Origin of the sequence: Nostoc piscinale CENA21, from assembly GCF_001298445.1 — a bacterium.
Classification (GTDB): Bacteria; Cyanobacteriota; Cyanobacteriia; order Cyanobacteriales; family Nostocaceae; genus Nostoc_B; species Nostoc_B piscinale_A.
The window spans coordinates 5,780,727-5,807,583 of the sequence record NZ_CP012036.1 but is presented as its reverse complement, the minus strand read 5'-3'; the positions used below and the strand labels follow the sequence as shown (position 1 = coordinate 5,807,583).

23 protein-coding genes and 3 pseudogenes are annotated in these 26,857 nt (G+C 45.5%); 20 read left to right on the top strand and 6 right to left on the bottom strand.

The genetic code is table 11. The features are described from left to right. Positions 1–16 precede the first annotated feature (16 nt). The 6 genes and pseudogenes from ACX27_RS34355 to ACX27_RS24830 all read left to right on the top strand — a co-directional run. A pseudogene (locus tag ACX27_RS34355) lies at positions 17–232 on the top strand (alcohol dehydrogenase catalytic domain-containing protein); the annotation flags it as partial. Between the two features lie 206 nt (positions 233–438). After that, positions 439–1,608, top strand: coding sequence for a zinc-dependent alcohol dehydrogenase (locus ACX27_RS24850; protein WP_062298554.1), 1,170 nt, complete (start codon positions 439–441; stop codon positions 1,606–1,608). A 529-nt stretch (positions 1,609–2,137) separates the two neighbouring features. Next, positions 2,138–2,650 (top strand): flavodoxin FldA, encoded by a 513-nt coding sequence (fldA, locus tag ACX27_RS24845; RefSeq protein WP_062296341.1) that lies wholly within the window; start codon positions 2,138–2,140, stop codon positions 2,648–2,650. Between the two features lie 174 nt (positions 2,651–2,824). Further along, entirely contained in the window at positions 2,825–5,002 is a 2,178-nt protein-coding gene (locus tag ACX27_RS24840; protein ID WP_062296340.1) for a response regulator, read from the top strand. Positions 5,003–5,555: 553 nt separating this feature from the next. Continuing rightward, complete coding sequence (locus ACX27_RS24835; protein WP_011316742.1) at positions 5,556–5,939, top strand: response regulator; 384 nt, start codon at positions 5,556–5,558, stop codon at positions 5,937–5,939. A gap of 624 nt (positions 5,940–6,563) precedes the next feature. Continuing rightward, positions 6,564–7,661 carry a glycosyltransferase family 4 protein gene (locus ACX27_RS24830; protein WP_062296339.1) on the top strand — a complete coding sequence of 366 codons (1,098 nt, stop codon included), beginning with the start codon at positions 6,564–6,566 and terminating at the stop codon, positions 7,659–7,661. A 57-nt stretch (positions 7,662–7,718) separates the two neighbouring features. Here the strand turns inward: ACX27_RS24830 and ACX27_RS24825 are convergent. Continuing rightward, positions 7,719–8,739, bottom strand: a pseudogene (locus tag ACX27_RS24825) (IS4 family transposase). Positions 8,740–8,843: 104 nt separating this feature from the next. Here ACX27_RS24825 and ACX27_RS35865 point away from each other — a divergent pair. After that, positions 8,844–8,978 (top strand): group II intron maturase-specific domain-containing protein, encoded by a 135-nt coding sequence (locus tag ACX27_RS35865; RefSeq protein WP_083468830.1) that lies wholly within the window; start codon positions 8,844–8,846, stop codon positions 8,976–8,978. Between the two features lie 36 nt (positions 8,979–9,014). Next, entirely contained in the window at positions 9,015–9,167 is a 153-nt protein-coding gene (locus ACX27_RS32575; RefSeq protein WP_153228379.1) for a hypothetical protein, read from the top strand. Positions 9,168–9,259: 92 nt separating this feature from the next. On the opposite strand, the gene ACX27_RS24820 is transcribed toward ACX27_RS32575, so the two are convergent. The 3 genes from ACX27_RS24820 to ACX27_RS24805 form a co-directional block, all read right to left on the bottom strand. After that, on the bottom strand, positions 9,260–11,422 hold the full coding sequence (locus ACX27_RS24820; protein WP_011316746.1) for a hybrid sensor histidine kinase/response regulator: 2,163 nt from the start codon (positions 11,420–11,422) through the stop codon (positions 9,260–9,262). 760 nt (positions 11,423–12,182) lie between these two features. After that, positions 12,183–12,428: a hypothetical protein gene (locus tag ACX27_RS24810; RefSeq protein WP_235526363.1), complete on the bottom strand. Its 246-nt coding sequence runs from the start codon at positions 12,426–12,428 to the stop codon at positions 12,183–12,185. A 259-nt stretch (positions 12,429–12,687) separates the two neighbouring features. Further along, positions 12,688–13,587 (bottom strand): hypothetical protein, encoded by a 900-nt coding sequence (locus ACX27_RS24805; protein WP_011316748.1) that lies wholly within the window; start codon positions 13,585–13,587, stop codon positions 12,688–12,690. A 296-nt stretch (positions 13,588–13,883) separates the two neighbouring features. Here ACX27_RS24805 and ACX27_RS24800 point away from each other — a divergent pair, with 296 nt between their 5' ends. From ACX27_RS24800 to ACX27_RS24785, 4 genes are all read left to right on the top strand, one after another. Next, positions 13,884–14,375, top strand: coding sequence for a hypothetical protein (locus tag ACX27_RS24800; protein WP_011316749.1), 492 nt, complete (start codon positions 13,884–13,886; stop codon positions 14,373–14,375). Further along, a complete protein-coding gene (gene gnd, locus ACX27_RS24795; protein ID WP_235526362.1) occupies positions 14,348–15,403 on the top strand; it encodes a phosphogluconate dehydrogenase (NAD(+)-dependent, decarboxylating) in 1,056 nt (351 codons plus the stop codon). Before ACX27_RS24800 ends, gnd begins: the two co-directional genes overlap by 28 nt. Positions 15,404–15,501: 98 nt before the next feature. After that, positions 15,502–16,878 (top strand): glucose-6-phosphate dehydrogenase, encoded by a 1,377-nt coding sequence (gene zwf, locus ACX27_RS24790; protein ID WP_062296335.1) that lies wholly within the window; start codon positions 15,502–15,504, stop codon positions 16,876–16,878. A gap of 385 nt (positions 16,879–17,263) precedes the next feature. Next, positions 17,264–17,524, top strand: a complete 261-nt coding sequence (locus ACX27_RS24785) for a hypothetical protein (protein ID WP_011316752.1) — start codon at positions 17,264–17,266, stop codon at positions 17,522–17,524. 194 nt (positions 17,525–17,718) lie between these two features. Here ACX27_RS24785 and ACX27_RS24780 read toward each other — a convergent pair whose 3' ends face one another. Both ACX27_RS24780 and ACX27_RS35000 read right to left on the bottom strand, forming a co-directional pair. After that, positions 17,719–17,937 carry a metallothionein gene (locus ACX27_RS24780; RefSeq protein WP_062296333.1) on the bottom strand — a complete coding sequence of 73 codons (219 nt, stop codon included), beginning with the start codon at positions 17,935–17,937 and terminating at the stop codon, positions 17,719–17,721. Positions 17,938–18,307: 370 nt separating this feature from the next. Continuing rightward, positions 18,308–18,439: a hypothetical protein gene (locus ACX27_RS35000; protein ID WP_256364359.1), complete on the bottom strand. Its 132-nt coding sequence runs from the start codon at positions 18,437–18,439 to the stop codon at positions 18,308–18,310. A gap of 89 nt (positions 18,440–18,528) precedes the next feature. Here ACX27_RS35000 and ACX27_RS24775 point away from each other — a divergent pair. The 8 genes and pseudogenes from ACX27_RS24775 (at position 18,529) to ACX27_RS24740 (ending at position 26,759) form a co-directional block, all read left to right on the top strand. Beyond that, positions 18,529–19,717 (top strand): annotated as a pseudogene (locus ACX27_RS24775) (NADH:flavin oxidoreductase/NADH oxidase). Between the two features lie 537 nt (positions 19,718–20,254). Continuing rightward, positions 20,255–20,605 (top strand): co-chaperone GroES, encoded by a 351-nt coding sequence (groES, locus tag ACX27_RS24770; RefSeq protein ID WP_062296331.1) that lies wholly within the window; start codon positions 20,255–20,257, stop codon positions 20,603–20,605. 309 nt (positions 20,606–20,914) lie between these two features. Next, complete coding sequence (locus tag ACX27_RS24765; RefSeq protein ID WP_062296329.1) at positions 20,915–21,385, top strand: Hsp20/alpha crystallin family protein; 471 nt, start codon at positions 20,915–20,917, stop codon at positions 21,383–21,385. A gap of 45 nt (positions 21,386–21,430) precedes the next feature. Further along, positions 21,431–21,973: a DsbA family protein gene (locus ACX27_RS24760; RefSeq protein WP_062296327.1), complete on the top strand. Its 543-nt coding sequence runs from the start codon at positions 21,431–21,433 to the stop codon at positions 21,971–21,973. Positions 21,974–22,217: 244 nt separating this feature from the next. Further along, positions 22,218–24,107 (top strand): molecular chaperone DnaK, encoded by a 1,890-nt coding sequence (gene dnaK / locus ACX27_RS24755; protein WP_062296324.1) that lies wholly within the window; start codon positions 22,218–22,220, stop codon positions 24,105–24,107. 185 nt (positions 24,108–24,292) lie between these two features. Continuing rightward, positions 24,293–25,066: a ChaB family protein gene (locus ACX27_RS24750; protein ID WP_062296322.1), complete on the top strand. Its 774-nt coding sequence runs from the start codon at positions 24,293–24,295 to the stop codon at positions 25,064–25,066. 32 nt (positions 25,067–25,098) lie between these two features. After that, a complete protein-coding gene (locus tag ACX27_RS24745) occupies positions 25,099–25,770 on the top strand; it encodes a BON domain-containing protein (RefSeq protein ID WP_011316763.1) in 672 nt (223 codons plus the stop codon). Between the two features lie 149 nt (positions 25,771–25,919). Continuing rightward, positions 25,920–26,759: an aldo/keto reductase gene (locus ACX27_RS24740; RefSeq protein WP_062296321.1), complete on the top strand. Its 840-nt coding sequence runs from the start codon at positions 25,920–25,922 to the stop codon at positions 26,757–26,759. Positions 26,760–26,857: the final 98 nt, after the last annotated feature.

The window sequence follows — 26,857 nt, the reverse complement described above, 5'->3', positions numbered from 1 at the left end:
GTACGGCACTAACGATGTGCGGGTGGAAACAGTGCCAGACCCAAAAATAATTAACCCCCGCGATGCCATCCTCAAAGTTACATCAGCAACCATCTGCGGTTCTGACTTGCATATCTACAATGGCTACATCCCGACGATGGAACCGGGTGACATTATTGGTCACGAGTTTATGGGAGAAATCGTTGATATTGGCAATGAAGTCAAGAAATTGAAAAAAGGCGATCGCGTATTGAAGGGCGAAGTCGATCCATCTGCTGTGTTCACGCATCACTTACCCCTAACAGAAGCCAAGCATGGCTTCGAGCTGTTCAACCAAAGAAAAGAGCACTGCATAAAAGTTAGGTTACAGCCTTGAGTTGGGGACTGAGAGGAGCAGAGGAGACAAGGAAAATAACCACTGACAACTGACCACTAACTACCGACAAAGGACTAATGGCTATGAAAGCAGTTTGCTGGAACGGTGCCAACGATGTACGGGTGGAAACAGTACCCGATCCAAAAATCATTAATCCGCGTGATGCTGTTATTAAAATCACGACAACAGCAATTTGCGGTTCTGATTTACACCTTTATAACGGCTACGTCCCCACAATGGAAAAGGGCGATATCCTGGGTCATGAAATGATGGGGGAAGTCGTTGAAATAGGCAGTGCCGTCAAAAATTTAAATATAGGCGATCGCGTGGTTGTACCATTCCCTATCGCCTGTGGTAACTGCTGGTACTGTCAACATGACTTCTGGTCATTGTGCGATAATTCTAACCCAAACGCTTGGTTAGCAGAAAAATTCATGGGTTATTCACCCTCTGGTATTTTTGGCTACTCTCATATGCTAGGTGGCTACGCTGGTGGTCAAGCTGAATATGCCCGTGTTCCCTTTGCCGATACTGGTTTGTTTAAGATTCCTGATGGACTAACAGACGAACAAGTAGTGTTTCTAACAGATATCTTCCCCACCGGATATATGGCGGCAGATAACTGTAATATTCAGCCCGGTGATATTGTCGCAGTCTGGGGGTGTGGCCCAGTCGCACAATTCACAATAAGAAGTGCTTATCTACTTGGTGCTGAACGAGTCATCGCTATCGATCGAATTCCCGAACGCCTACAGATGGCTAAAGATCAAGGCAAGGCAGAAATCCTTAACTATGAGGAAGTAAATGTTAGTGAAGCCCTCAAAGAAATGACAGGTGGACGCGGCCCAGATGCTTGTATTGATGCTGTGGGGTTGGAAGCACACGGCACGGGTCTAGAAGGAGTATACGACGAAGTCAAGCAAGCAGTGCGTCTGGAAACAGACCGCCCCCATGTGCTGCGGCAAGTGATGATGGACTGTCGCAAAGGCGGTCACGTGTCAATTCCTGGTGTTTATGTCGGCGTTGTAGACAAAATACCTATGGGTGCTGCCATGAACAAAGCCTTAGTATTCAAAATGGGACAAACGCACGTTCATAAGTACTTAAACACATTACTCGATCACATTCAAAATGGCAGGATCGATCCATCATTCGTGATCACCCATCGTCTACCGTTAGATGAAGCACCCCGAGGTTACGAAATTTTCAAAGACAAGAAGGAAAACTGTATCAAAGTTGTACTCAAACCATAAGGCAGGAGAAAAGACACGGAGAGTGGGAGAGAGAGAAAGAAACAAGTGTATTCAGAGCTATTCAGGTAGTAAAAATTACTAAAACTTTCTCTTTGCTCCCTCTGCTTCTCCTACTCCCCAAGATGAAGTCAAAACTAAAAAGGTGAGCCACTGCGGTGGACGGGAGCACCTGCATAAAGCAAGTGGCGTTAGCGACGTTAGGAGCGTCACCCGAAGCGCAAAAGGCAAAAGAGAACTGATGGAGTCTTGAAATTTAATTCTTAATTCTTAATTCTTTTCTTTTTACTTTTACCTTTTGACTTACTAGCCCCTGCTCCTCACTCATCACTAATTTGGCGATTGGCATTTGTTCAACTTGTCCTGAATCCAAACTCTCAATTTTTTATCTTAATCTTTGAAGGAGGTTGCTAACGATGGCAAAAATCGTTGGTTAGGAAATAATTTTTAGTACATATTTTTTAGTCAGCATTCAAGCCACCTACTTTCAATTTAACCAGCCATCAAGCACACTGCTGTAAAAGGAGTACAAATGTCTAATATTGGTTTATTTTTTGGTACTCAAACAGGCAATACCCAAACTGAATCAGAAATAATTCAGAAGGAGTTTGGTGGTGATAGCGTTGTAACGTTAAATGATGTTTCACAAGCTGAACCAAGTGATTTTAATAACTACGACTATATCATTGTTGGTTGTCCTACTTGGAATGTTGGAGAATTGCAAAGTGATTGGGAAGATTTTTATGATGAGTTAGATAACATTGACTTCACGGGCAAAAAAGTTGCTTATTTTGGTCCTGGAGACCAGGTTGGTTATCCAGATACATTTCAAGATGCACTCGGTATTCTAGAGGAAAAAATTTCAGAAAATGGTGCTGAAACAGTTGGCTATTGGCCTACAGAAGGTTATGAATTCAGCGAGTCTAAAGCTGTTCGTGATGGTAAATTTGTAGGTCTTGCCCTTGATGAAGATAATCAATCCGATTTAACAGAGGAAAGAATCAAAGCTTGGGTTACACAATTGAAGCTAGAGTTTGGTTTGTAAAGCTTTATTCACTAAAATGCTTGTTACCTAATTAGGTAAATTTGAGAATTCTTTGCCCGTCTCAAAGATGAAACTGCGCGAGAGAAATTACTGAAAACCATTCTCTAAAACATAACTTGCTTGCTTCGGGTTGCCTTTGAAATACTTGGCTCAATTGCCTGAAAAATAGGTTTTATGAAACTGCTTATCGTTGAGAATGATCGAGATACGGCGGCTGCTCTCACCACTTCTTTGGTAGCACAGCAGTTTACAGTTGATACCGCTAGTGATAGTCGATCGGCACTAGAGTTAGCTGAGGCAACAGAGTATGACCTGATCGTGCTAGATGTCATGCTACCCGATGAGAATGGAATTCGTCTGTGTCGCCAACTAAGGACACAGAATCAGCAAGAGCCTATTTTGCTGCTCACAAGGAAGGTTAATCCGGCAGATAGAATAGCAGGCTTTGAGGCAGGAGCAGATGACTATATTACCAAACCCTATGAGCTATCAGAACTGCTAGCTCGGATTCGGGCATTACTGCGACGAGGCAGCACAGTATTAACCAAAGTACTCTGCTGGGGTCAGTTGCAGCTCGATCCGAATAATTGCGAAGTCATGTGTCAAGGCAAAGGCTTACATCTCACGCCTAAAGAATACAAACTGCTGGAGCTATTTTTGCGACATCCGCGGCGGATTTTTGACCGAAGGACTCTGCTTGATCGCATCTGTTCGATTGATGAATGTCCCGGTGAAGAAGCTATAACAACTCAAATTCGCGGGTTGCGGCGCAAACTCCAGATGGCTGGGCTGAATTCCGATCCAATTGAAACATTGTATGGGCTGGGGTATCGGCTGAAATCTGTGCCAGAAGAGCGGGAGCAGGGGTCGGAGCAAGGACACGGGGATACGGAGACGCGGGGACGTGGGGATACGGAGACACGGGGACAAGGGGACACGGGGAATATATTTGATAGGCTCTCCGCGTTACCCTTTGGGGCGACCAGTCGCCACAAGTCTTTGCCTTCTGGGTTCGGAAGTGACGCTCCTAACGTCGCTAACGCTGCGCTAACGGACTCGACGGGAAATGGAGCCACTCCCCTCAAGTCGGGAAACCCGCCTACAGGGGTGGCTCCCCAAGTGGAGAATGCGACATCCAAGACTCCGACTTCTTCACCGCAAAGCGGCTCAGTCCAAGGTGCTGGTTCACCGCATCTCCCCATCTCTGCGTTTTCCTCATCCTACCTGCTGAATGCAAATCGATATGATGCAGAGGCGGAGGCAGTGGCGGCAATTCAGCAGATGTGGCAGGATTCTCAGGAGCGATTGCAGGGCCAACTAGCAAAGCTGGAGGAGGCGATCGCCCACCTCTTTACTAATAGTCTCACGCTTGACGGACGGCAGTTCGCCCAGACCATCGCCCATCGGCTGATTGGCTCTTTGGGGGCATTTGGTATGCCGCAAGCAGCAGAACTTGCCCGCCAGATCGAACGCACCTTGAAAACACCAACGGCTGCTGTGCAATCAGAGGAAGCGGTTCAACTAAAATCGCTGCTTGGGCAACTGAGGCAAGTTATCCAGCAGTTGCCCACTTTTACTACAACAGCGCCCACTCCAGTGCTGAAGTCTAGCGATCGCGTGGTTTTGTTGATTGATGATGATACTGACTTGATTGAGCGAATGCAGGCAAATGCTTCAAACTGGAGCATTCACCTGGAAACCGTCACTGACCTTACCCTCGCCCGCCAACGCCTTCAGTACCTCACACCCGATGCCATCATATTGGATCTTACCTTTCCCAATACCACCGAAAGCGGCTTGACCCTACTGGCACAGTTGAAGCACCAATTTTCCACTATTCCTGTGCTGGTGCTGACAGGACTTGGCGATTTAACCAAGCGTGTGGAAGTCACCCGTTTAGGAGCCAACGCCTTTTTGCAAAAGCCTGCCACGCCTACCGAAGTGTTTCAAGCCGTCAGCCAACTCCTCCACCGGATTGACACTATCAATGCCAGACTGCTGATTGTGGATGACGATCCGGCATTGTTGTCCATATTAGAAGCCCAACTGCAACCGTGGGGCTTTCAGGTCACAACCTTGGCAGATTCAAGCCAGTTTTGGCAATACTTGGAAGCCACCACTCCCGATCTGCTATTGCTGGATGTTGCTATGCCGGGGTTTAGCGGCATTGAACTATGCCAGGTAGTCAAGAGCGATCCGCGTTGGAGTCGGCTACCTGTGTTGTTGTTATCGGCTCATGCCGATGCTGATACCCTGTACCGGGCCCTAGCAGCGGGGGCAGATGACTATATCTTAAAACCAATCGTAGAAGCCGATTTGATTCAGCGAATTTTAAATTTCAATTCCTGGTAGGGATTTAAAATAAGCGACTTCCAAATAAAAAAATAACCAATCACTGTGTTAGCAGGGGAGCCAGTGCTGTGGTGTTAGCGTAGCGGTAGCGACGCAGGAGCGTCGGCAGTCCGATCTTGGGGGTTTCCCCCAGGAGGAACTGCCGAAAGGGTTTCCCGACTTGAGCAAACTGGCGTGAGCAGGGGGAGTAAGAAAAATAGAATTATGAATAAATTGGATAATTTATTTCTTGGAAATTCCTAATTAGTAATTGATACTTCATCCCTTAGAGCTGATTCGTAAAGAAAATCTTAAGGGTACTTAACTCATTACTAGGTCTGAGTTTCAGCGAATAAGCGCTTTATTAACTTAAATGCCTAAAACCCTTACTAGACAAGTAGTTTACTTTAGTTTACAAATTAGCTCTCAAGGGATTGATTCAAATAATGATGCTAGCGGCAATGCTACGCGAACGTACTTTGTTATTTTCCATCAATCAATTTAGAGAGAAGTTGGATCGCATGAAACCAGATTAAATCTGACGCCCCTTCATTACGAATAACGAATTGGTATTATGTCCTCTTATACAAATCGATGCATCCTGGTGATTGACGACGAACCTGACCTGTGCAGCATTGTCAAGTTCACGCTAGAACGCCTCAAAAGCTGGAAAATCCTCACAGCTGAGTCTGCACAGGCAGGACTGATGCAGGCAGAAACGCAGCAACCAGACGTGATTTTGCTCGATCTGAGCCTGTGTGGTCAATATAGACTGACTATGCTGCAATCTTTGAAAACTAATCCGACTACGCAGTCGATTCCGGTTATCTTGTTTACCGCCACAGACCCGTCAGACGATTCGCTGGGATTTGACCCCTCTGAATTTGCTGGAGTGATCCTGAAGCCGTTCAATGTCTTGCAGCTTGGCGAGCAGATTATTGAGCAACTGGGGTGGTGAGGTTAGAGTGCAATGCCTTTTTTAGGCTTTGTTGCATGAAACAGAAAAAAGACACACCAACTATTAGCAGAGTTAATGATTATTTTTCCACTTTGTAGCTATCTGGTTTGCTTAATTGAATCATGCGATTAAGTGCAGTACATTGCAGAAATAACTTAACAGCTTGATTGTCAAAAAAGCGCCGTCTTAGCTTACTGCTAAAAATAATTTAATTCATCCCTCTATTATGCAACACCAATATTTAGATGCGTTCGCGCTGTTCTGCTTTTTGGGAGAAGGCTTGCTGGCGTTGTGCTAACACCATTTCTGCTTCTGAAAACGCAACTGTTTTGTAAATTAACTAAGTATTTTTGTATATAAATATGGTAACTGCCAATTACTACTTTTGAAGTATCAATTTATTGGAAACCTAAGACTATTGAAAGAATATAAGTAATTTTTTTTTTAACTATAACTCTAAGCAATAGAAAAGTTAGGAAAATCAATTTGTCCCAAGTTTGATAATTAAAAGACATATAGGGGTAGTGTTACGGAAGCTGCGGTCAAGGGCAAGCGCACACTGTAAAACCCTTTTTAAAAGAAAGACTTTCTTGAAATTCTAGTCTTAAGTTTTTAGGAGTTTCTATGCGGATTGCTCAAATTGCTCCTCTTTGGGAGAGAGTTCCACCTCTTGGTTATGGTGGAACAGAATTAGTCGTGGGCTTATTGACCGATGAATTAGTTCGGCGAGGGCATGAAGTAACGCTATTTGCATCGGGAGATTCAATAACTTTGGCAAAGCTGCAATCAGTTCATCCTTATGCTTTGAAACTAGATTCAAGCATCAAAGAGTGTAACATCTATGAAATGTTGGAACTGGCTTTGGTATATGAGCAAGCCCAAACCTTTGACATAATTCATTCACATATGGGCTGGAGTGCGTTGCCCTATGCAAATTTAGTAAAGACACCGACAGTTACCACATTACATGGTATCTTTACCCCTGATAACGAAAAGATGTTTCAATATGCCAAAAAGCAGCCCTATGTAAGTATTTCCAATTCCCAACGTGAATCTAGGCTAGGGTTGAATTATGTAGCAACTGTCTACAATGGCATTGATATCAGTAGTCATAAGTTTCATCCTCAGCCGGACGAACCACCTTATCTGGCTTTTTTGGGAAGAATTTCACCAGAAAAAGGAACAGACTTAGCAATACAGATTGCAAAAGAGGCTGGTTGGCGTTTAAAGATGGCAGCTAAGGTGGATGTCGTTGATATAGAGTATTTTGAGCGAGAAATTCAGCCCTTAATTGATGGTCAGCAAATTCAGTATTTGGGTGAAGCTAACCATGTTCAAAAGAATGCTTTGATGGGGGGTGCAGTAGCAACTTTATTTACGATTACTTGGCGAGAACCCTTTGGTTTGGTAATGACAGAATCAATGGCAGCAGGAACACCAGTCATCGCCATGAATTTAGGTTCAGTTCCTGAAGTAATTGTTCACGGAAAAACTGGCTTTATTTGTAATAGTATTTCTGAATGTGTTAATGCCGTTAACAAAGTGGCAAAACTAGATCGTCATGCTTGTCGTCAACATGTGGAGAATTGTTTTAACGTACAAAAAATGGTAGATAGCTATGAAGAAGTTTATTGGCAGATTCTGGCAGAGCGCATGACTCAAAATAAAAAAGTTATGCATTTCGGCGATTTTAAACATAAACATCAAATCCAGAAATGTTGAATCTTAATACGAAACTTTACATATCTAGTTACACTAGCTCTAAAAAGCCTAAAATAGTCAATAAAACATAATCTCCTCAAACCAATGAACATAAATGTTCTGACACATACAAGATTGTAAATAGCGGAGTTTATCTAATAGCGTATGTCCCCATTGTTATGGGATAGATGACATCTGTAAAATTAGATAGACTATTAAAGTAACGTAAATTTGTATAGTGATACCATTGACATTCTTAGTAATTAATTTGTCAAGTTTTAAGTGCATCTTTAAAAACTTCCATAACAATTCAACTCCCCAACGTAATCGATAAATATCCCTAATTTCATCATCACTAACTGCGGCATCTCCCGATGCTGGTAAATTAGTCACTAAGCGAAACTTAGTTTTCGTGTCTAAATCACAAAAATTAATGACTCTATAAGCTTGAGCATCATCAGATGTACCGACTTTGACTAATCCAGTTGAGTTCTGAAATTCTAGTTTCCAATTGTTTTTTATCCGCAACACAAAATATTTATTTTCTTGTACTAATTCTTGGATAAATTTTAATCCAGCGAAACCCCTATCTATTGCCACCAACAGAATTTAGCGAGAGATTAGACATCATTTTTGAGCCAAATTTATAATCATGGTCATTACCAAAGTTGATGAAATTATCTGATGGACTTCCTGTGGATAGATTTAAGGAACTGAACAGCTTTACTTGATGATGACCTAGTACCCATAACAACTTACTTGTCAGAGTAATAATTGTTGAATCGATGGGACAAATAGCATATTTATCATGTAGTTTTTTATGACTTTTGTGCTGTAATAGTTCACTTGATTTCTGATAGATTTCTTGAAAAGGTTTTTGTGTGCGATGAGAACTTGCTTTGGAAAAAGTAGAAATATCTAAATCAAATCCTGTGTTATTTAATCTTTTAAATAAATCTCGCATACTGGTTAAACTGTTATCCAGGGCATACGATAGCCAGCACTTAAAGAATAGACGACTGTTCAATATAGAATAATCGTTTTTTGGTAGATTTTTCAGGATGTCTTTGACAATTTTGGGAAATGAATTTATAATCACAATTAAACTAATATCTTTTAATCATTCGCCCAAAAATACTATATTTTGGGCTATTTTTATCTAACTTTTCTTAACATTCAACATTTCTGACAGGATACATTTTTATGATTTGTATATTTTATTTTTTGGAAGTCCCTAACCCAATATTAAGAGGATGGAGAAATTTCTACCGAAATGCGGTCAGTTCTAGGACGTTCTCTTACGTTGATCATAAAGTGTTCAGAATGCTCATTAAATGAGCATATCGAAAACACCGAAACAAAGGCAAGAAATGGGTGATTAAGAAATACTTCCAACCAAATAACAATTGGAAGTTTTACGACATCGTAGTTGATGCAGCGATCGCCCTTGGTGCGACCGAGCAAGAACGGTGCGAGACAATGAGGTTGAGCCGAGATAGCTGTTCTGGGGTCAACGGCTTAGAGTGATTTTCGTGTAGAATCAATAATATTCGCTCTTGATGCCACGTATTAGCCCAAAAATTTAGCGCGACTGACTATATTATTGATGTGACGAATGGCTAAGTAGAGCGAACCAAGTCAGAAATGGCTTGTGCTAACGTTAATGGTTCGATTGGTTTGAATATATGCCGATCAAAACCAGCTTTTAGTGCCTGTTGCTGATTTATTTCACCAGCATAAGCTGTAAAAGCGATGGCTTTTATTTGTCTATATTGCGGCCATAAATTTCTGAGTTGCTGTATCAACATATAACCATCAATATTAGGCATCCCAATATCACTCAGTAAAACATCAAAATTAGACTGGTTAAGTATGGTTAGTGCCTCTTGTGCTGAACAAGCGGCAGTGACGCTGGCTCCATGCTGCTCTAGCACAAACGCAACCAATTCCCTAGTATCAGGCTCATCATCCACTACTAAAACTTTGACACCACTCAAATCAATGGATAAATCAGACAATTTACTATCCTGAGTTGTTGTCGGCTGGGGAGACATTAATGGTAATCGGATGATAAAAGTAGCTCCTTGGTCAACACCTGGACTTTGCGCCTCGATTGTGCCACTATGCAGTTCTACTAAGTGGCGTGCGATCGCCAAACCTAATCCTAGCCCACCGAACTTTCTAGTGATGGAGCCATCTTCTTGGCGGAAGTAGTCAAAAATATAAGCTAGAAAGTCAGGAGCAATACCTTTGCCTGTATCGCTAACAGTAATTTGAACCACATTGCCTAGCTGCTCTAAATGGATGTTCACCTGTCCGCCCGGAGGGGTAAATTTGACGGCGTTGGAGAGCAGATTCCAAATCACCTGTTGCAAACGAGTTGCATCACCTCTAACCTGACCAATATTTGGTTCAAGTGCTGCTTGCAGAGTGATTGACTTGGCTTGGGCTGCCAGCTGTACCGTTTCCATTGCCCCCATAATCGTAGCTGTAAGGTCTACCGGACTGCAATTCAGGTTAAGTTTGCCTCGCAAAATGCGTGAAACATCCAACAAATCTTCTATCAGTTCTGATTGCAATTGAGCATTGCGGTGAATAGTTGCCAGTCCTTCTTCTATCTTAGCTTCAGAGAGCTTGCGTTTTAAAAGAAGACTAGACCAACCTAAGATCGGATTTAGCGGTGAGCGTAACTCATGTGAAAGCACCGCTAAAAACTCATCTTTTACTCGGTTTGCGGCTTGGGCTTCTTCTCGTGATTGGCGTAACTCTGCTTCTGCCAGTTTATGATTTGTAATATCTATCAGTATCCCATCCCATGCGTTGCCTTCTGTCGTTGGCACGGCACGGGAACTACCAACAATCCATTTGAGTTTACCTGATGGAGTAATAATCCGTCCTTCCCACCGCCAGGGTAAAAAATTCTCTACAGCATGAGTGACTGAAGATTTAAACGAGTCTACATCTTCTGGATGAATTAATTGCACAAAGGCATTGCCGTCTTGAACAATTGTTTGTGCCTCCAATTCCAATAGTTCATAACAGCCGGAACTGAAAAAAGTAAATCGATAAGGATGATCTGGGCAGGGTGAGTAACGATATACTATCCCAGGCACATTTGCTACCAGTGCCTCAAACTGAGCTTGAGTGTAATTGAGCTTTGCACGAATTGCTTGCTCTTGACGTACAGCATTCTCTGCCTTTTGATGCCAATAATTAAGACTTTGCAGAGCAGAAGCACTAAAACCTGCTAAACGGCTCATCAGCCGATGATCCTCACCATCAAAGCGTCGTGTTTCCTGATGGGACACAATCCAAAGAGTGCCTAATGGTTGATTATTGATGTATAGCGGAATTAGCAATCCCTCAACAATCGGGAACAGTGGATGATGTAAGTAAGTAAAATAGCGTTCTGGATAAGTATAAAGTTGTACTTGTTTAGCAGAAAGTGTCGTGCCACAGGGACTAAAATTACCGGGAGTCGTGGTTTGTTCTAAAAACTCCAATGCGCCTGCAATTGCTACCCAGCGAAATCTAGATTCGCCATTGGATTGTGTTTCCAGTAAGCTAATTCCGGCTGAATCAGCTTGACATAATTCCAGTCCAATCCGCACTAGAGTTTTGAGTAGTAATTGCGGTTCATCACTCAGGTGTTGGGATAGTGTGTGGAGGGCTTGGTTTTCATCAGCTAAGTCTGCCTGTCTTGTTGGACGACCAGCTAGTTCCTCTGTAATCAAAACTTCCGTTTCTGTGGCTGCTGGAGTAGTGTTTTGAGATAAACGCATACTCTAAATATAGGTAGGATTTCAAAATCACAGCCATCTTTCCTATTTTTAACAGTTAACAAAAAAATTTATGAGTCTTCCTTTACATATGTATATATGTAAAGAGACTTATCACTCACTGTTCGCGTAATCGATTCAGGAAATAAAGAATTGAGCCAAATGGCTAAAAGCTTTGTCATACATGAATGAAACGCATTAAGCATTGGGATATCTAGACTTTGGAGACTTAGACAATCAATACTGCGATCGCTCTCAACAAATCTAGATTCCTGACAATATGTTTTGTGAAAGTTGGTATGCAAGAGACTTATCCCCCAGTTTAAAATATCAAAGCTAGACATAGCAATACTTTCAAGTACTTTTCGGGAATTAATTATTTCCTATTTGGATTACGCGAACGGTGAGTTATCAGTAAAGGATTTAATATTTCATCTTTCAAAATTATTTAATATCTTGCAAAAAGAACGCTTGTATAGCAGCAAAGAAAAAATGGTCGCTAAGAGCAACTGTCCCATTTTCGATGATTGGGGCGACTACAGTGAGCAAGCTGTATCAACGCAAAATCAAGCTAGGACAACTCTACTGTCCCATTTTTAGTCAAAAGTGGGACAGTTAAACCCTTCAAATATCAGAGTAGGCTGAATTGATACTAATTGTTGAAATGCTTGTTATGCCTGGCTTTCAACACCACCAATTTCCTTAGCGACCAAAATTTCTCCATTGCTATACAAAGGCGAAGTTATGGCTCTTTTGTGCAATATTACTTGCCAAAATTGTTAAGCAATGTTTCGCCAACAGTGTCTTCGCTAGTTCCACGCCCGTTTGGATCAACATTTAGCATCAGCAAAAGTATGAAGAGCAACAGTTTGACAATCCAATGACTGATAGCAACTCCCAAAATGATGCAGATCAGCCCGATGACTACTACTAAAACGCGCCACGCGTCGTCAGAGATAGTTTTCAAGCCCCGGCAAGAGATGACTACACCAATCGTAACTAGAGCCAAGCCTATTATTGTCTCTTGCATCATCTCTTCCAGTTCTCGATAACTGAAGGCATAGAGACAATACCATCGGATGGATTGCAGAATGACCTCAGGCAGGAAGTGATACTAATTTATAATTCGTAATGACGCTCTCTACGAGATGCTAAAAGCGAACGCGGGCTTGCTACCGCTACGCTAATGTAATTCGTAATTAAGACATATCGAAAAAGGTTTGATAAAGGCTGTTTACTCATAGTCTTTAAGGATGGGAGACTTTCCTTTAACTTGAGGTAGGAGCCAGCCAGAGGGCTAAGTTTCGCACATAGGCTTTAATATGTTCAAGGGCTTGTGGGTTTTGCTTCATCCCATCTCCAGGGGGTTCGGTTACAAAGCTAGGTGCGCCCATATCAACATCCCAATTGTAGTCGGCGAAATGGTGGAAGCTTGATTCAGCGATCGCACGTCCTAAAATATTTCCTTGTTCATCCTGGGTACTTTCAAAAGCAACTACTAAGTTGAAGTCCCGACCGGAGACTGAGCTTGTACCCAAGGCAATTACTCGTGCATTCTTCTCGTTTGCAGGCACACCTACGGCTCCTTCATGGGGATGAGCCGGAAAGAATTCAATCTCCTCAGAAGGTGATGTAGGATTCTTGAGTAAGTCATGAATGGGTTCTATGAAAGTAATTTTCTCATAGTCACCATTTAACCCAGAATGGAAGTTGGGCCAGGAAATATACTTAGTGTAGATGTCATCAGGGTAGTGGTGCGAGGGATCGGGATCGGGATTCTTACTGTGAAAGTAATGGGCTGCGCCGACACCACCAAGATTGCAAACCGAACAACCTACATCTTGATGGTCACGGCTGACCAATAAACCGCCGCCGCGCTGACGGAAGGCACTGATGCTCTGACACTCTTTTGGAGTTATGCCATCCCCTACATCCACAGCAAACAGCCACAGTTCATCAAAATCTGAATTATCCAGCGTACTTAAAACTGGATCGTTTTTTTCAGCAGTATTTTCTCGATCCCTTGCTGTTACCTGGTACAGGGGTTCCCCAGTGTCACTTTTCAACGAAGCTAAATAGTCCTTTAGCAAAGAAAATCGCCCAATAGACCAATCATCTTCATTGGTGGGAATTGTTGTCTGTAACAGAATTTGAATCGGTTTAGTCATGATCTCACTCCCTAGGGTTCCTCTTGCAGCATGAGCTAATTACTAGATCAACATGGGAATTGTAGCGACATAATCTAAGCAAAAAATGAGGACGTTTAAAGAGCAATGCTTTTGTAAAAGCAGAGATAAGTGTTTCTAAACGCAATTTAGTATCAGTATCTGCTCAGATTTTCCTTAGATTTGCCAACTAACGTTAGGGCAGATTCGTTAAGAAGATAAGGAAATGGGAAAAATTGGACAAATCCTAGATTCAGGCTTGGTTAACTGATTCGTCTTTGTAGAGAGGTATAAGACCTATGGTTAACAAAATTGTAACCACATTTGAACAAGACCATAACCGACCAGAATCAAAAGAATTTTATTGGAAACATTTTCTCTATAGTCTAGTTTGGCTGACGGTGCTAATGCTGGGATTTGGAGGATTGGGATGGACTCTCTGGCTCGATCGCCATTTCTCGACGATTGCAATACCGATGTTCATTTTGGCAATTGCCACAGTCCGTGCCTGCATACTCACTGGCTTTCCCGTCTGGGCGGGATTGTTATCTCTCACATTCGGTTCTGCATGGATTCTAACTGGAGCATCGATATCAAGCGGATTATTGGGCTGGGCAATAGCGATCGCTCTATTCTGGATTGGCATTTTTACCCTGGATATGGCATTAGACCAGTCTGTCGAACATTTGTTGTTAATAGAGTTTAGCCGAACTGAAGTTTTTTCAATTCTAACAGCCATCTGCGGTACTGGCGCTATTGCGGGATGGATACTCCCAATTTTTCTCACTTGAATACAGGGCATGTTATGGAACTGGGAATGATAGGACTAGGACGAATGGGAGCTAACATGGCACACCGTTTAACCCAGGCTGGACATACCGTCATTGGCTACACTCGTCAGCCACAAAAAGCAGAGGTGCTGGTTCAGGAAGGAGCGATCGCTCGTGGTGTAACATCATTCGTTGAACTCATCGAAGCACTCACGCCACCCCGCACCGTCTGGCTGATGCTACCCGCCGCGACAGTAGATGCTACCCTACAGACTCTCATCCCGTTTCTAGACGCTGACGACATTATCATTGATGGTGGCAATTCTTACTACATTGATGATATTCGTCGTGCAGATCAATTAAAAGTCAAAGGAATTGAATACATTGATTGTGGAACTAGCGGTGGCATTTGGGGGGCAGAACGCGGCTACTGTCTCATGATTGGTGGTGCATTGGCGGTGGTGAAATATCTTGACCCCATCTTTGCAGCGCTGGCTCCTGGTGTATCAGCTGCACCGCGCACCCCTGGTCGTGAGTTAATGGGGGGAACAGCTGAACAGGGCTATTTGCATTGTGGCTCTCACGGTGCAGGGCACTTTGTCAAAATGGTTCACAACGGCATTGAATACGGCATCATGGCAGCTTATGCCGAAGGGTTGAACATTCTTCACCATGCTAATATTGGGAAACAATTGCATCAAGTCGATGCAGAAACGGCTCCCTTACGAAATCCTGAATTTTACCAATACGACTTTAATCTTGCAGATATAGCAGAGGTATGGCGCAGGGGCAGCGTGATTAGCTCTTGGTTACTTGATTTAATAGCTATGGCGCTCGTCAAAGATCCCGACTTAACCGACTTTGGGGGACGCGTATCCGACTCTGGAGAAGGTCGATGGACACTAATGGCAGCCATTGAAGAAGCAGTTCCAACTCCCGTCCTTAGTACAGCTCTTTACACACGATTTAGCTCTCGCGGTCAATCAGAATTTGCAAATAAACTCATCTCTGCGTTGCGCTACGAGTTTGGTGGGCATTTGGAAAAATGACACGGGGACACGGGGATTTTAATCAGCTTTTTTCCTCTGTGCCCTTCTACCCCCCTGCTCTCCTGCTTCCTCTGTCCGCGTCGATATGGAGGTTAATCATGGCAGCTTTACTCTCTGATGCCCTGGTATTTTTTGGGATCACAAGTGATTTAGCCTACAAAAAAATCTTTCCTGCCTTACAGGCGATGATTCAGCGCGGTCATTTTGACATTCCAATTATTGGAGTGGGTAGGCGAGATTGGAGCATCGAACAATTACAATCTTATGTGCGTAAGAGCCTGGAGGAACAGGTAGGCGTTGATGAGGCAGCTTTCCAGAAACTGTGTTCATTACTTTACTATATTTTTGGTGATTATAGCGATCGCGCCACCTATGATAAATTATGCCAGGTACTCCAAATAGCTGAAGCTCCTCTGTATTACTTAGCCATTCCTCCCAGTTTGTTTGCGACGGTTGTCGAAGGGTTAGGTCAATCAAGTTGTGTAAAGAATGGTCGCGTTATGGTAGAAAAACCCTTTGGACGCGATCTAGAATCGGCTAGAATACTGAACTGCATTCTGCACTCTGTCTTTCCCGAAAGTCATATTTTTCGGATTGACCATTACTTGGGAAAAGAACCAGTCCAAAACCTTCTCTACACTCGCTTCGCCAATTCATTACTCGAACCTATTTGGCATCGCGTCAGTATTGCCAGCATCCAAATCACGATGGCTGAAAAATTTGGCATAGATGGACGGGGACAGTTTTATGAAGAGACAGGCGCTATTCGGGATGTGGTGCAAAATCATCTACTTCAGGTGACGGCGTGTTTAATGATGGATCCGCCCATCAACGAGCAGCATGAAGCCATCCGAGATGAAAGAGCGCGATTGCTCAAATCCATAGATCCAATCGAACCCTCAAATGTAGTGCGCGGGCAGTACAAGGGCTATCGCCAGGAACCTGGTGTAGCTCCTGATTCCAAGGTCGAAACCTTCGCGGCGGTTAAGCTCAACATTGATACTTGGCGCTGGGCTAGCGTTCCAATTTACATTCGTGCAGGCAAATGTTTACCGAGTACAACTACTGAAGTTGTGGTCAGGCTCAAGCGTCCGCCGCAGGATGTTTTTGGCGAGCGTGCCTTTGGATTAGCAAATTATTTCTACTTTCGTCTTAGTCCAAATGTGCTGACTGCGATCGGCATTCGCTCTAAAACCCCAGGCGACGGAATGGTGGGTAGCGAAGTCGGACTAGTCGCTCAAGTCGAGCATAGCAATGAGATGAATCCCTACGAGCGGCTTTTTGAAGATGCCATGAAAGGCGACTCCATGTTATTTGCTCGCCAGGATGAAGTAGAAGCACAGTGGCAAATTGTTGCTCCTATCCTAGATCGAGCAACCCCTGTTTACGAATACGCACCTCATACCTGGGGGCCTCCTTTAGCGGATCACATGATTCCCCCAGATGGCGGTTGGCATAATCCTAATGAGACGTGATATCTTCCTATACTGTACTTGAAGAGTTGGTATTGGTTTTCAAGTTTACTCATTAATGCATCTCTCCCATGTCTCAAATCGCAATTATAGAAGCCTTCGCCGAACTAAATTTCCGGCAGTCCCATTTTTTTCATCACCTCTAGCAGCAGAACAACATCATCGATTCGTTCTGAAATTATTCGTTGGGGTATGTGTGCCATTTTTCACTCTTACCACCTAAAGTTACTTCACAACAAGTTTTTTGCTGGGACAAGGCTTGGCGAGTGCCTGTTTTCGGAAAGCTTGCTTCTTCACATATCCCCTATTTCATCAAATTCATTCTCTATTACGCGAACGGTGAGTATTAGATAGTCTTCATAGCGGTAGTAATAAAAATCTCACAGACTTGAGCGATGAGGAAAGGTGGTTTGCCCGTGAATACTTCCCGACGCTGATTGACGAAGCCGAATCATCGCCTGAAGATGCCTTAAATCACATAGCTGAGGTGGCTACAGTCCTTACTATGACCAAGTTCCGGCGAATTGTGGATTTCTCCACGCCTCAAGTTAAAGCTGACTTACTGATGATTATCTTGCGTTGTCTGCCCACTGAAGTTTACTCAGACTTTGCCCCACTGCAAGCTGTAACTAACCCGACAGTGACCTGATAAAATTTATCGGTTTTCATTTCTACTGACCTATCAGTAGTAAAAGATGCTCTGCTTCATGATTGTGTACTTAATCATTAGGTAAGCGTCCGGTTCACTATGTCTTGTCACGCTTTTTGAACCCCAGAAAGAGCGTGAGTGCATTAAAATTATCCACTGAATTTTTGATTCAGTGGTGCTTCTAGGTCGTGAGTTCAAGCTACCACTGATTGTAACTGCGAATTGTGAATGGGAAAAAGCGAATTGGATTGACAATCACAGCCTGTGTGACCACAGCCTTGCCCATTGGGATGATTATTGGCACATTCTTCTCCACAGTAAGCTTTACCATCTTTGATGACAGCATCAGTCAGAGAAACAACGCATAGGCAAGATGGACAAGCACATTTCATTTGAGTAACGGTTGTAGTCATGGATAACATCAAATTTGTTTTGAAGTCATATTATTGAATTGTTTAATAAATAACCATCTGTCTCAAGTAACTATTAAGCTGCTTCAATAGCTATAATTTATACAACCTGATTTTTAACGGCTCTAGGAAATAAGATGCGTTCCCCCTGGACTACCTCCTACCTTCTGCCTCCCAGCATCTCCTCAGATTTTCCTTAGATTTACCAACTAGCGTTAGTGTTCAAGTTCAGCAAACAATGTCTATGTTATGGAACTGGGTGGGAGCCAACATGCCACTCTAATTTAGGCTGGGTCATACATCGGCGCACCGCAAGGTTCTACCTATGTCCGTCCCGGTGATGTTTTAATCTTATATGGTCGCTTTGCTGCGTTCAGTGAGCTTGATTCACAACAAGCGGGAATTTTGGGAGAATATGCTCACAAAGATGCGATGGGCTATGCCCCAACCTAGGCGATCGCAAATCAGCAGAGACTCCTTTGAGAACACGATCGTCAAGATTCATAAATACCAGTTTCCACCTATCAGTCTGCCAAAAAAAAGTTGAAAGTCAAACGTTAAGTGTGAGTTCATAAAGCACCGAAAAATCAAATCATGACTACACAGAACATAACAACTTTGTCATCATCTCCAGCCCAGACCGAATTAAAAACCCCAGGTTATCAAGGCTGTCAATCAAGGAGTCTGCACGACTCGGAAATACCCGAAGTGGATTTGTTTACTCCACTAATAATTCGAGATATCACCTTGCCAAGTCGCGTGGCGATGTCACCAATGTGTCAATACTCAGCAGAGAATGGATTTGCTAACGATTGGCACTTCGTCCACTTAGGGAGTCGGGCTGTGGGAGGAACTGGTCTGATTATGGTTGAAGCGACAGCCGTAACACCCCAAGGACGGATTACACCTGGCGACCTTGGGCTTTGGGACGACAAGCAAATCGAGCCACTAACTCGCATTGTGCGCTTCCTTCGCCAACAGGGATCTGTTACAGGGATTCAATTAGCCCATGCTGGAAGGAAGGCAAGTTGCAATGTTCCTTGGTTGGGCGGTACGCCACTGACACCTGAACAAGGAGGTTGGCAGCCTGTCGCACCTAGCCCAATTCCTTTTCAAGAGAACGCTCCTGTACCGATATCCCTCGATGAGTGTGGTATTCAAGAAGCGATCTTCGCGTTCGTTGCAGCAGCGCAGCGTGCCCTGCAAGTAGGTTTTCAAATTATTGAAATCCACGCAGCACATGGATACTTATTGCATTCTTTTCTTTCACCACTCAGTAATCGCCGAACAGATCGTTACGGCGGTTCGTTGGAGAACCGAATGCGTTTATTACTGGAGGTAGTAAGGCGAGTACGAAATGTTTTGCCCAACGGGATGCCACTTTTTTGTACGCATCTCCGCTACCGACTGGGTAGAAGGAGGTTGGGATCTCCAGCAATCAATCATATTGTCCCGTGAACTAAAGACTCTAGGCGTTGATTTGATCGATGTTTCAACAGGAGGTTTAGTACCCCATGCCAGAATTCCTGTGGAGAAAGGCTATCAAGTCCCTTTTGCTGCCAAAATCCGAGAAGAGGCTGGGATCATGACAGGATCTGTGGGGCTGATAAATGAGGCTGAGTATGCCGACCAAATAATTACTCGTGGGTGTGCAGATTTGGTTCTCATCGGTCGAGAATTACTCCGCAATCCATACTGGTCGATTTATGCCCGTTGTAGCTTGGATGAAGAACCTAATTGGCCTGTGCCTTACGGTTATGCAGTTAAACGACAGAGAAGGTGAAAAATTTGGCGTTGCACAACAGTGGGATCAACTAGAGGCGTAAGTCCTAAAACAGCTTAACGCTTGCTTTCAATGGCGATCGCAGTTTCCAGGAAGGCATATTTAGGCGCTTAACCATTGTTAATCTTGGTATTTGACAAAAAAGCGGAAGTAGCCCCCGCCCATTTTTCGATGCCGTTCCATCTATTTACTGAGTCTACAGCAGCAAATCACATTTGCGGTGCTTTGCAACTCAGCCGATCTCTGCAACTATTCAGTACATTCCACCATCGTACTCAATTAAGCTGAACCTCAACAGAAATTCTTGCACGCCCGGTTTTTGCCATACAACTGTTTTGCAACTTCCATGATTTCCTCAAAAAGTCCTTGGATTTTTTGGTTAAGGTAATAAGCACTGAGCAGTACCAATCAATATTTTTGACAAAAAAGGTAGGAGACATACTGCGGGGTACAGAAGAAAGATGACAAAAACTTTAGTTGTGGGTTTAAAGCCCACTCACTAATGTACCTACTGCCTCCTGCCCTCTCAAATAGCCTATGGCAGCCGTATCGCTGAGTATTTCGACAGTAAAACCATTGGGCAATGTCTACGACGGGCTACGCCTACGCATCTTTATTAAGGTCGCGCAAGCGAAAGAAAAAACTGCTGGGGGAATTTTATTGCCCGACACCGCCAAAGAAAAGCCACAGATTGGAGAAGTGGTGCAAGTCGGCCCGGGGAAGCGTAATGAGGATGGATCTCGTCAGCCAATGGAAGTGAAAATTGGCGAGCGAGTTCTCTATTCCAGATATGCCGGAACCGACATTAAACTCGGTAGCGAAGAATACGTGTTGTTGTCTGAAAAAGATGTCCTGGCGATCGTGGAGGATGTGGCATCCAAGACTTGAACTTCCTCACCAAGTGGAGCAACTTCGGAGAGTTTCCCCCGTTGAGCGAACTGGCGTGACTAAGAAAGGTTAAAGGGAAGTGATTTGTTTTTCCCCTTACAATTTTGCCTTGTCCCAATCCCCAATCATCATAATTTCCTCAGAAAGTCCTTAGATTTCTTTTTTATAGTGTAAACAGAGTTCAGCACTGGCATGAGAGCAACGCTGTTTCAGCGACTGACAAAACCCAGTCTAATGCAGAATTCTAAACACCCAAATATAGATCATCAGAAGACTTAACAAGTATAGATGATCAGGAGACTTAAAATTATGGCACTCGTTCGTTGGGAACCTTTCCGAGAAGTTGAAAGTTTGCAGCGGCAGTTAAACCGCTTGTTTGATGACATAGCACCGACAGGTCGTAGAGGAGAGGAAGGCATTGCCTTTATTCCCTCTGCTGAGATAGAAGAAACCCGTGATGCAGTTCATCTCAAGGTAGAAGTTCCTGGTGTAGACGCTGAAGACCTAGATGTGCAGGTATCGCCAGAGGCAGTATCTATTTCCGGTGAGCGCAAGTCAGAAATCAAAACGGAAGAAAGAGGCATCACCCGCACCGAATTTCGCTATGGCAGGTTCCAGCGCGTAATTCCGTTGCCTACCCGTGTCCAGCACGATCAGGTGCAAGCAGAATACAAAGATGGCATTCTCAAGCTGAGGCTGCCCAAGGCTGAAGAAGATAGGAACAAGGTTGTGAAAGTAAACTTAGGTGACGGGCACAGGGGCAACGGGCAAGGGCAGTGACGCAATGTTTTCCAAAGCACTCCCTTAAGAGCAGGAGGTGACAACATGATCACAACAGCAATGGGCGAACTTAGCCTCCCAGTTAGCGAACGCGACCATATCCGAGGGACAAAAAACGCACCCGTCACCCTCGTGAAATACGGCGACTATGAGTGTCCCTATTGCGGTCGTGCCCATTTCATCGTCAAAGAACTACAGCAGTTGACCGGGGATCTCATGCGCTTTGTCTACCGCCACTTCCCGTTAACTAGCGTGCATCCCCACGCCGAGCAGGCAGCAGAAGCAGCAGAGGCAGCCGGGGCGCAAGGTAAGTTCTGGGAGATGCACAACCATCTCTTTGAACATCAACAGGCGCTCGATCGCAAACATCTAATAAAATATGCCGCTAACCTCGGTCTTGATGTGCCTCGGTTTAGTCACGAACTCGCCGAGCACGCCCACGTAGCCAAGATACGCGAAGACTTACTCAGCGGAATCCAGAGCGGGGTCAACGGCACGCCGACTTTTTTCATCAACGGTGTGCGCCACGATGGCTCTTACGACCTCCGCTCATTGTTAGCCGCGATTCAAAACGCAGCCGAATCCTGAGTGCTAAGGAGCCAGAGGGCAGAAGGTTCAAGGATAGATTCTTCCCTCTGCCAAAAGGTCACAAGCCCACGCCAGTTTGCTCAAGTCGGGAAATCCTTACTTTCAGAAGCCGTTGTTAAATCCCCCTAAATTTATTTATGGGGATTCCCGTTCTGCCCTCTGCCTTCTTAATACCATTTATTCAACTTGTCCTGAATCCAAACTCTCAATTTTTTATCTCAATCTTTGAAGGAGGTTGCTAACGATGGCAAAAATCGTTGGTATTGATTTAGGAACTACCAACTCCTGTATAGCTGTAATAGAGGGCGGACAACCCGTCGTCATTCCGAACACAGAAGGCGGTCGCACAACTCCGTCTGTGGTTGCCTACACCAAGAAAGGCGAAAAACTTGTCGGGCAAATTGCCAAGCGCCAGGGTGTAATGAACCCAGAAAACACCTTTTATTCTGTGAAGCGGTTCATCGGGCGCAGGTATGATGAAGTCACCCAAGAGGCAAAACAAGTTACTTACAAAGTGGTACGTGACAGTAATGGCAATGTCAAGCTACACTGTCCCGCTCTGAACAAAGAATTTTCACCCGAAGAAATCTCGGCTGAGGTAGTCCGCAAGCTGATAGATGATGCCAGCACATATCTGGGGGAACCAGTGAGGCAAGCGGTAATTACCACCCCTGCCTATTTCAATGACTCTCAGAGGCAGGCCACCAAAGATGCCGGTAGAATTGCCGGGATTGAAGTTCTGCGAATTATCAACGAGCCAACGGCTGCTGCCCTCGCTTACGGACTTGACAAGAAAACTAACGAAACTATCTTGGTATTTGACTTAGGCGGTGGGACGTTTGATGTGTCTATCCTAGAAGTGGGTGATGGTGTGTTTGAAGTGAAAGCTACCAGTGGCGACACCCACTTGGGCGGTGATGACTTTGATAAGAGAATCGTAGACTGGCTAGCAACCGAATTCCAGCGTAACGAAGGCATCGACCTCCGTAAAGACAAACAAGCCCTGCAACGCCTCACCGAAGCAGCAGAAAAAGCCAAAATTGAACTGTCAAGCGCAACACAGACGAATATTAACTTACCTTTTATTACCGCAACCCCGGAAGGCCCGAAACATCTAGATATGACCTTAACGCGGGTACAGTTCGAGCAAATGTGCGCCGACTTGTTCGATCGTAGCCGCATTCCTGTCGAACAAGCTCTGCGCGATGCTAAACTGAGTCCCGCAGATATTGACGAAGTAATCCTAGTGGGTGGTGCAACTCGAATGCCGGCTGTCCAGCAACTGGTACGGCAGATAATAGGCAAAGACCCACACCAGGGTGTCAACCCGGATGAAGTCGTAGCAGTGGGTGCAGCGATTCAGGCGGGTGTGCTTGGGGGTGAGGTAAAAGACGTACTGCTCCTAGATGTCACGCCGTTGTCGCTGGGTGTTGAAACTCTAGGTGGTGTGACGACCAAGATTATTCCGCGCAATACCACTGTCCCAGTGAAGAAGTCTGAGGTGTTCTCAACGGCGGCTGATGCACAAACGAACGTAGAAATCCATGTTCTGCAAGGCGAACGCGAAATGGCATCCGACAACAAGAGCCTGGGAACCTTCCGACTAGATGGGATTCCTCCAGCTCCCAGAGGTATGCCACAGATCGAAGTTACCTTTGACATTGATGCTAACGGGATTCTGTCAGCAACTGCCAGAGAAAAAGCCACAGGTAAAGAACAGTCTATTAGCATCACAGGTGCGTCTACCCTCGATAAATCTGAAGTCGAGCGGATGGTGAAAGAAGCCGATCGCAATGCGGAAGAAGACCGTAGGCGGCGCGAACAAATTGATACCAAAAACATGGCAGATTCTGTTGCCTATCAAGCCGAGAAACAACTTCAGGATTTGGGCGACAAAGTGCCACCAGCAGACAAGTCCCGCGTGGAAGGCTTAATTCGAGACTTGCGTCAGGCAATTGAGCAGAACAACATCGATCGCATGAAGTCCCTCACCAACGAAATTCAACAAGCCCTGATGCAAATCGGCACTGCGGTCTACTCACAAGCAGGTGCATCTCCAAACGGTGGTACTTCTACAGACCGTCAAGGCGGCGGTGAAGATGTCATCGATGCAGACTTTGTGGAACAAAAGTAACAAGACGCAGTGAACAGTCCGTTGCTTTGGTTCCCAGAGTTAAAGGAACTGCTTTAGCGAGCCTGCGTGCGTCACCCAGAGGGTGACGCAGTGAAATTATCAAATACTCTCTTCCTATCCCCGCGTCCTTAAATCTGCGCCACATTTCGTGATGTTATCTAGTTTTTTAATTTGGAGTAATTTTTATGACTTCTACATCTGAAAAAACCGCCCTCAAAAGTGTCTCTGCTATCTTCAAAGATGAGAAGAAGATGCAAGAAGTGGTTGAGCGTCTAATTGATCGCAGCGTTCCCAAAGATAACATTTCGATTATTGGTCGCGACTTCCACGCCGAAACTCGTATCTCCGGATTTGTGACTAAACAAGATGTGATCTTGGATGGACTCGCCACCGGAGCGATTTTCGGATCGCTGTTTGGTTCTTTGTTGGCTTTACTTACGGGTGTGGGTGTGTTGTTCATTCCCTTTTTGGGAACTGTAGTAGCAGCAGGCCCTTTGGGAGCAGCATTATTAGGAGCGGCAGGCGGTGCTTTATATGGTTCCTTGGGAGCAGGCATTGGATCTGCCTTAATCGCAATGGGTATGCCGGAGGACAAAGCTACTATTTACGAAACACGCCTGAAAGCAGGTGAGTTTTTACTGGTCGCGGAAGTTCCACAAGAACAAGCAGACGAAGTTGTCTCACTGTTAGAAAGTGCGGGTGCGGAAGAAGTCGCTATCACTGACATGAAGATTCCCCGTCAACCAAAAGGTGAACTGGCAGATAATGAGCAGATTTCACCAGAAATTAGAGCAAATCTGTCGGACGACGCACAAAAAACTTTTGTTGATACCTACAATCGGTCGTTCAGAGAAGCCAATGGAAAAGATAATGCCTTGACGAAGGCTTGGGATCGGGTCAAACAGGTGTTCGATCGCGACGAAAAAGGCACTTATTCCAGGTCTAAAGTCAGATCGTAAATTTCCAGAGGTAGCTCAAAGGAGAAACAACCATGACAACTGCAACCGCAACCCGAACTGACGAGGAAATCCAAAAGGATGTGCTGAATGAGTTGAAGTGGGATCCCCGCGTCCAGTCTACCGAAATCGGCGTGGCCGTCAAAAACGGTGTTGTTACGCTCACAGGCTGGGTCGATTCCTTTTACAAGCGCTGGGCTGCCGAAGAAGCTGCCCACCGCGTCCGTGGCGTACTGGCTGTGGCCAACGACATCGAGGTTCGGCTGCCGGTCTCTGCCGAGCGCACTGACGCCGACATTGCCGCAGCCGCCATTCATGCGCTGGAGTGGGATGCCGGCGTGTCCATCGATAATCTCGACGTCACGGTCTCCAAGGGCTGGGTCACGCTCAGGGGTGTGGTCGAGTGGGAGTACCAGAAGCGCGATGCCGAGCGGGTTGTCCGCCGCCTGAAAGGCGTCAAGGGGGTGACCAACTTGCTCACCATCAAGCCCCGCGTGTCGCCGTCGGAACTCAAGCAGAAAATTGAGCAGGCGCTGGTGCGCAGCGCGGAGACCGACGCGCTGCGGATCACGGTCGAGGTGGAGGGGAGCAAGGTCATCCTGAGGGGGGCGGTGCGCTCCTGGGCTGAGAAGCAAGAGGCGGAGCGGGCAGCGTGGTCGGCACCAGGAATCACCTCAGTGGAAAACCGGATCACGATCTCGCCCTAAGCCTGACCGACATCAGGAACGAGCCTGAGGATGGAGAGTGAGGATCGCATCGGCGCGTTCGCGCAGCGTACACAGAGTGTAATCGCGTAGTGTACACGAAGTGTAATTGCTAACTTGCAAAAGAAAAGAATCTAATCAGGAGAACAAGCATGGAACAGCGTCGGTTTGGTTCCACAAAGCGTGAGGTCGCGGTGATCGGTCAAGGGACTTGGTACATCGATCGCTGCGATCGCGCCTCCGCAATCGCCACGCTGCGTCGAGGTCTCGATCTCGGCATGACCCATATTGATACCGCCGAGATGTACGGCATCGCCGAGGAAGTGGTCGCCGAGGCGATCTTCGGGCGACGCGATGAGGTCTTCCTGGTCTCCAAGGTACTTCCCGAGAATGCCTCTCGGCGCGGGACGATGGCGGCTTGCGAGAAGTCGCTTGCTCGCCTCAAAACTGATCGACTGGACTGCTACCTCTTGCACTGGCGCAGTCAGCACCCGTTGGAGGACACAATTGCCGCCTTCGAGCAGCTTCAGCACGAGGGGAAGATTCTCTCCTGGGGAGTGAGCAACTTCGATCTGCCCGACCTTGAAGAGGCCCGGGCGATCGCCGACGAGGGTCGTTTCGTCTGCAACCAGGTTCTTTACCATTTGAAAGAGCGCGCGATCGAGCATGCCGTGATTCCTTGGTGTGAGAAGCATGGCGTCGCTGTGGTCGCCTACAGCCCGTTCGGTCACGGGCACTTCCCAGATCCGCACACGACGGGAGGCCGCGTGCTGCAGGAAATCGCCGCCGCGCACAACGCGACCCCTCGCCAGGTTGCGCTTTGGTTCCTAGTGCGGCGGCCCTCGCTCTTCGCAATCCCCAAGGCCTCTAGCCCCGATCACGCAGCCGAAAACGCCGGGGCTGGGGATCTCCAGTTGACCGAAGCCGAGCTCGATCGGATCGATAAAGCTTTCCCGCCCGGTCCCCGTCCCCACGTGCTTCCAATGCTGTAGCTCGCCTGCAATCAACGAAGAGGCAAGGGAGCAGTCCGAGTGGAGCAGGGGAGAAGCCTCTGGTACAAGACCAAAGGAAAAACTAATGGGCTAGTGAA

Coding starts and splice junctions, on each gene's coding strand:
- ACX27_RS24850 (WP_062298554.1), top strand. CDS start 439: ATGAAAGCAGTTTGCTGGAACGGTGCCAACGATGTACGGGTGGAAACA.
- fldA (WP_062296341.1), top strand. CDS start 2,138: ATGTCTAATATTGGTTTATTTTTTGGTACTCAAACAGGCAATACCCAA.
- ACX27_RS24840 (WP_062296340.1), top strand. CDS start 2,825: ATGAAACTGCTTATCGTTGAGAATGATCGAGATACGGCGGCTGCTCTC.
- ACX27_RS24835 (WP_011316742.1), top strand. CDS start 5,556: ATGTCCTCTTATACAAATCGATGCATCCTGGTGATTGACGACGAACCT.
- ACX27_RS24830 (WP_062296339.1), top strand. CDS start 6,564: ATGCGGATTGCTCAAATTGCTCCTCTTTGGGAGAGAGTTCCACCTCTT.
- ACX27_RS35865 (WP_083468830.1), top strand. CDS start 8,844: ATGATTTGTATATTTTATTTTTTGGAAGTCCCTAACCCAATATTAAGA.
- ACX27_RS24820 (WP_011316746.1), bottom strand. CDS start 11,422: ATGCGTTTATCTCAAAACACTACTCCAGCAGCCACAGAAACGGAAGTT.
- ACX27_RS24805 (WP_011316748.1), bottom strand. CDS start 13,587: ATGACTAAACCGATTCAAATTCTGTTACAGACAACAATTCCCACCAAT.
- ACX27_RS24800 (WP_011316749.1), top strand. CDS start 13,884: ATGGTTAACAAAATTGTAACCACATTTGAACAAGACCATAACCGACCA.
- gnd (WP_235526362.1), top strand. CDS start 14,348: ATGGATACTCCCAATTTTTCTCACTTGAATACAGGGCATGTTATGGAA.
- zwf (WP_062296335.1), top strand. CDS start 15,502: ATGGCAGCTTTACTCTCTGATGCCCTGGTATTTTTTGGGATCACAAGT.
- ACX27_RS24780 (WP_062296333.1), bottom strand. CDS start 17,937: ATGACTACAACCGTTACTCAAATGAAATGTGCTTGTCCATCTTGCCTA.
- ACX27_RS35000 (WP_256364359.1), bottom strand. CDS start 18,439: ATGAATCTTGACGATCGTGTTCTCAAAGGAGTCTCTGCTGATTTGCGA.
- groES (WP_062296331.1), top strand. CDS start 20,255: ATGGCAGCCGTATCGCTGAGTATTTCGACAGTAAAACCATTGGGCAAT.
- ACX27_RS24765 (WP_062296329.1), top strand. CDS start 20,915: ATGGCACTCGTTCGTTGGGAACCTTTCCGAGAAGTTGAAAGTTTGCAG.
- ACX27_RS24760 (WP_062296327.1), top strand. CDS start 21,431: ATGATCACAACAGCAATGGGCGAACTTAGCCTCCCAGTTAGCGAACGC.
- dnaK (WP_062296324.1), top strand. CDS start 22,218: ATGGCAAAAATCGTTGGTATTGATTTAGGAACTACCAACTCCTGTATA.
- ACX27_RS24750 (WP_062296322.1), top strand. CDS start 24,293: ATGACTTCTACATCTGAAAAAACCGCCCTCAAAAGTGTCTCTGCTATC.
- ACX27_RS24745 (WP_011316763.1), top strand. CDS start 25,099: ATGACAACTGCAACCGCAACCCGAACTGACGAGGAAATCCAAAAGGAT.
- ACX27_RS24740 (WP_062296321.1), top strand. CDS start 25,920: ATGGAACAGCGTCGGTTTGGTTCCACAAAGCGTGAGGTCGCGGTGATC.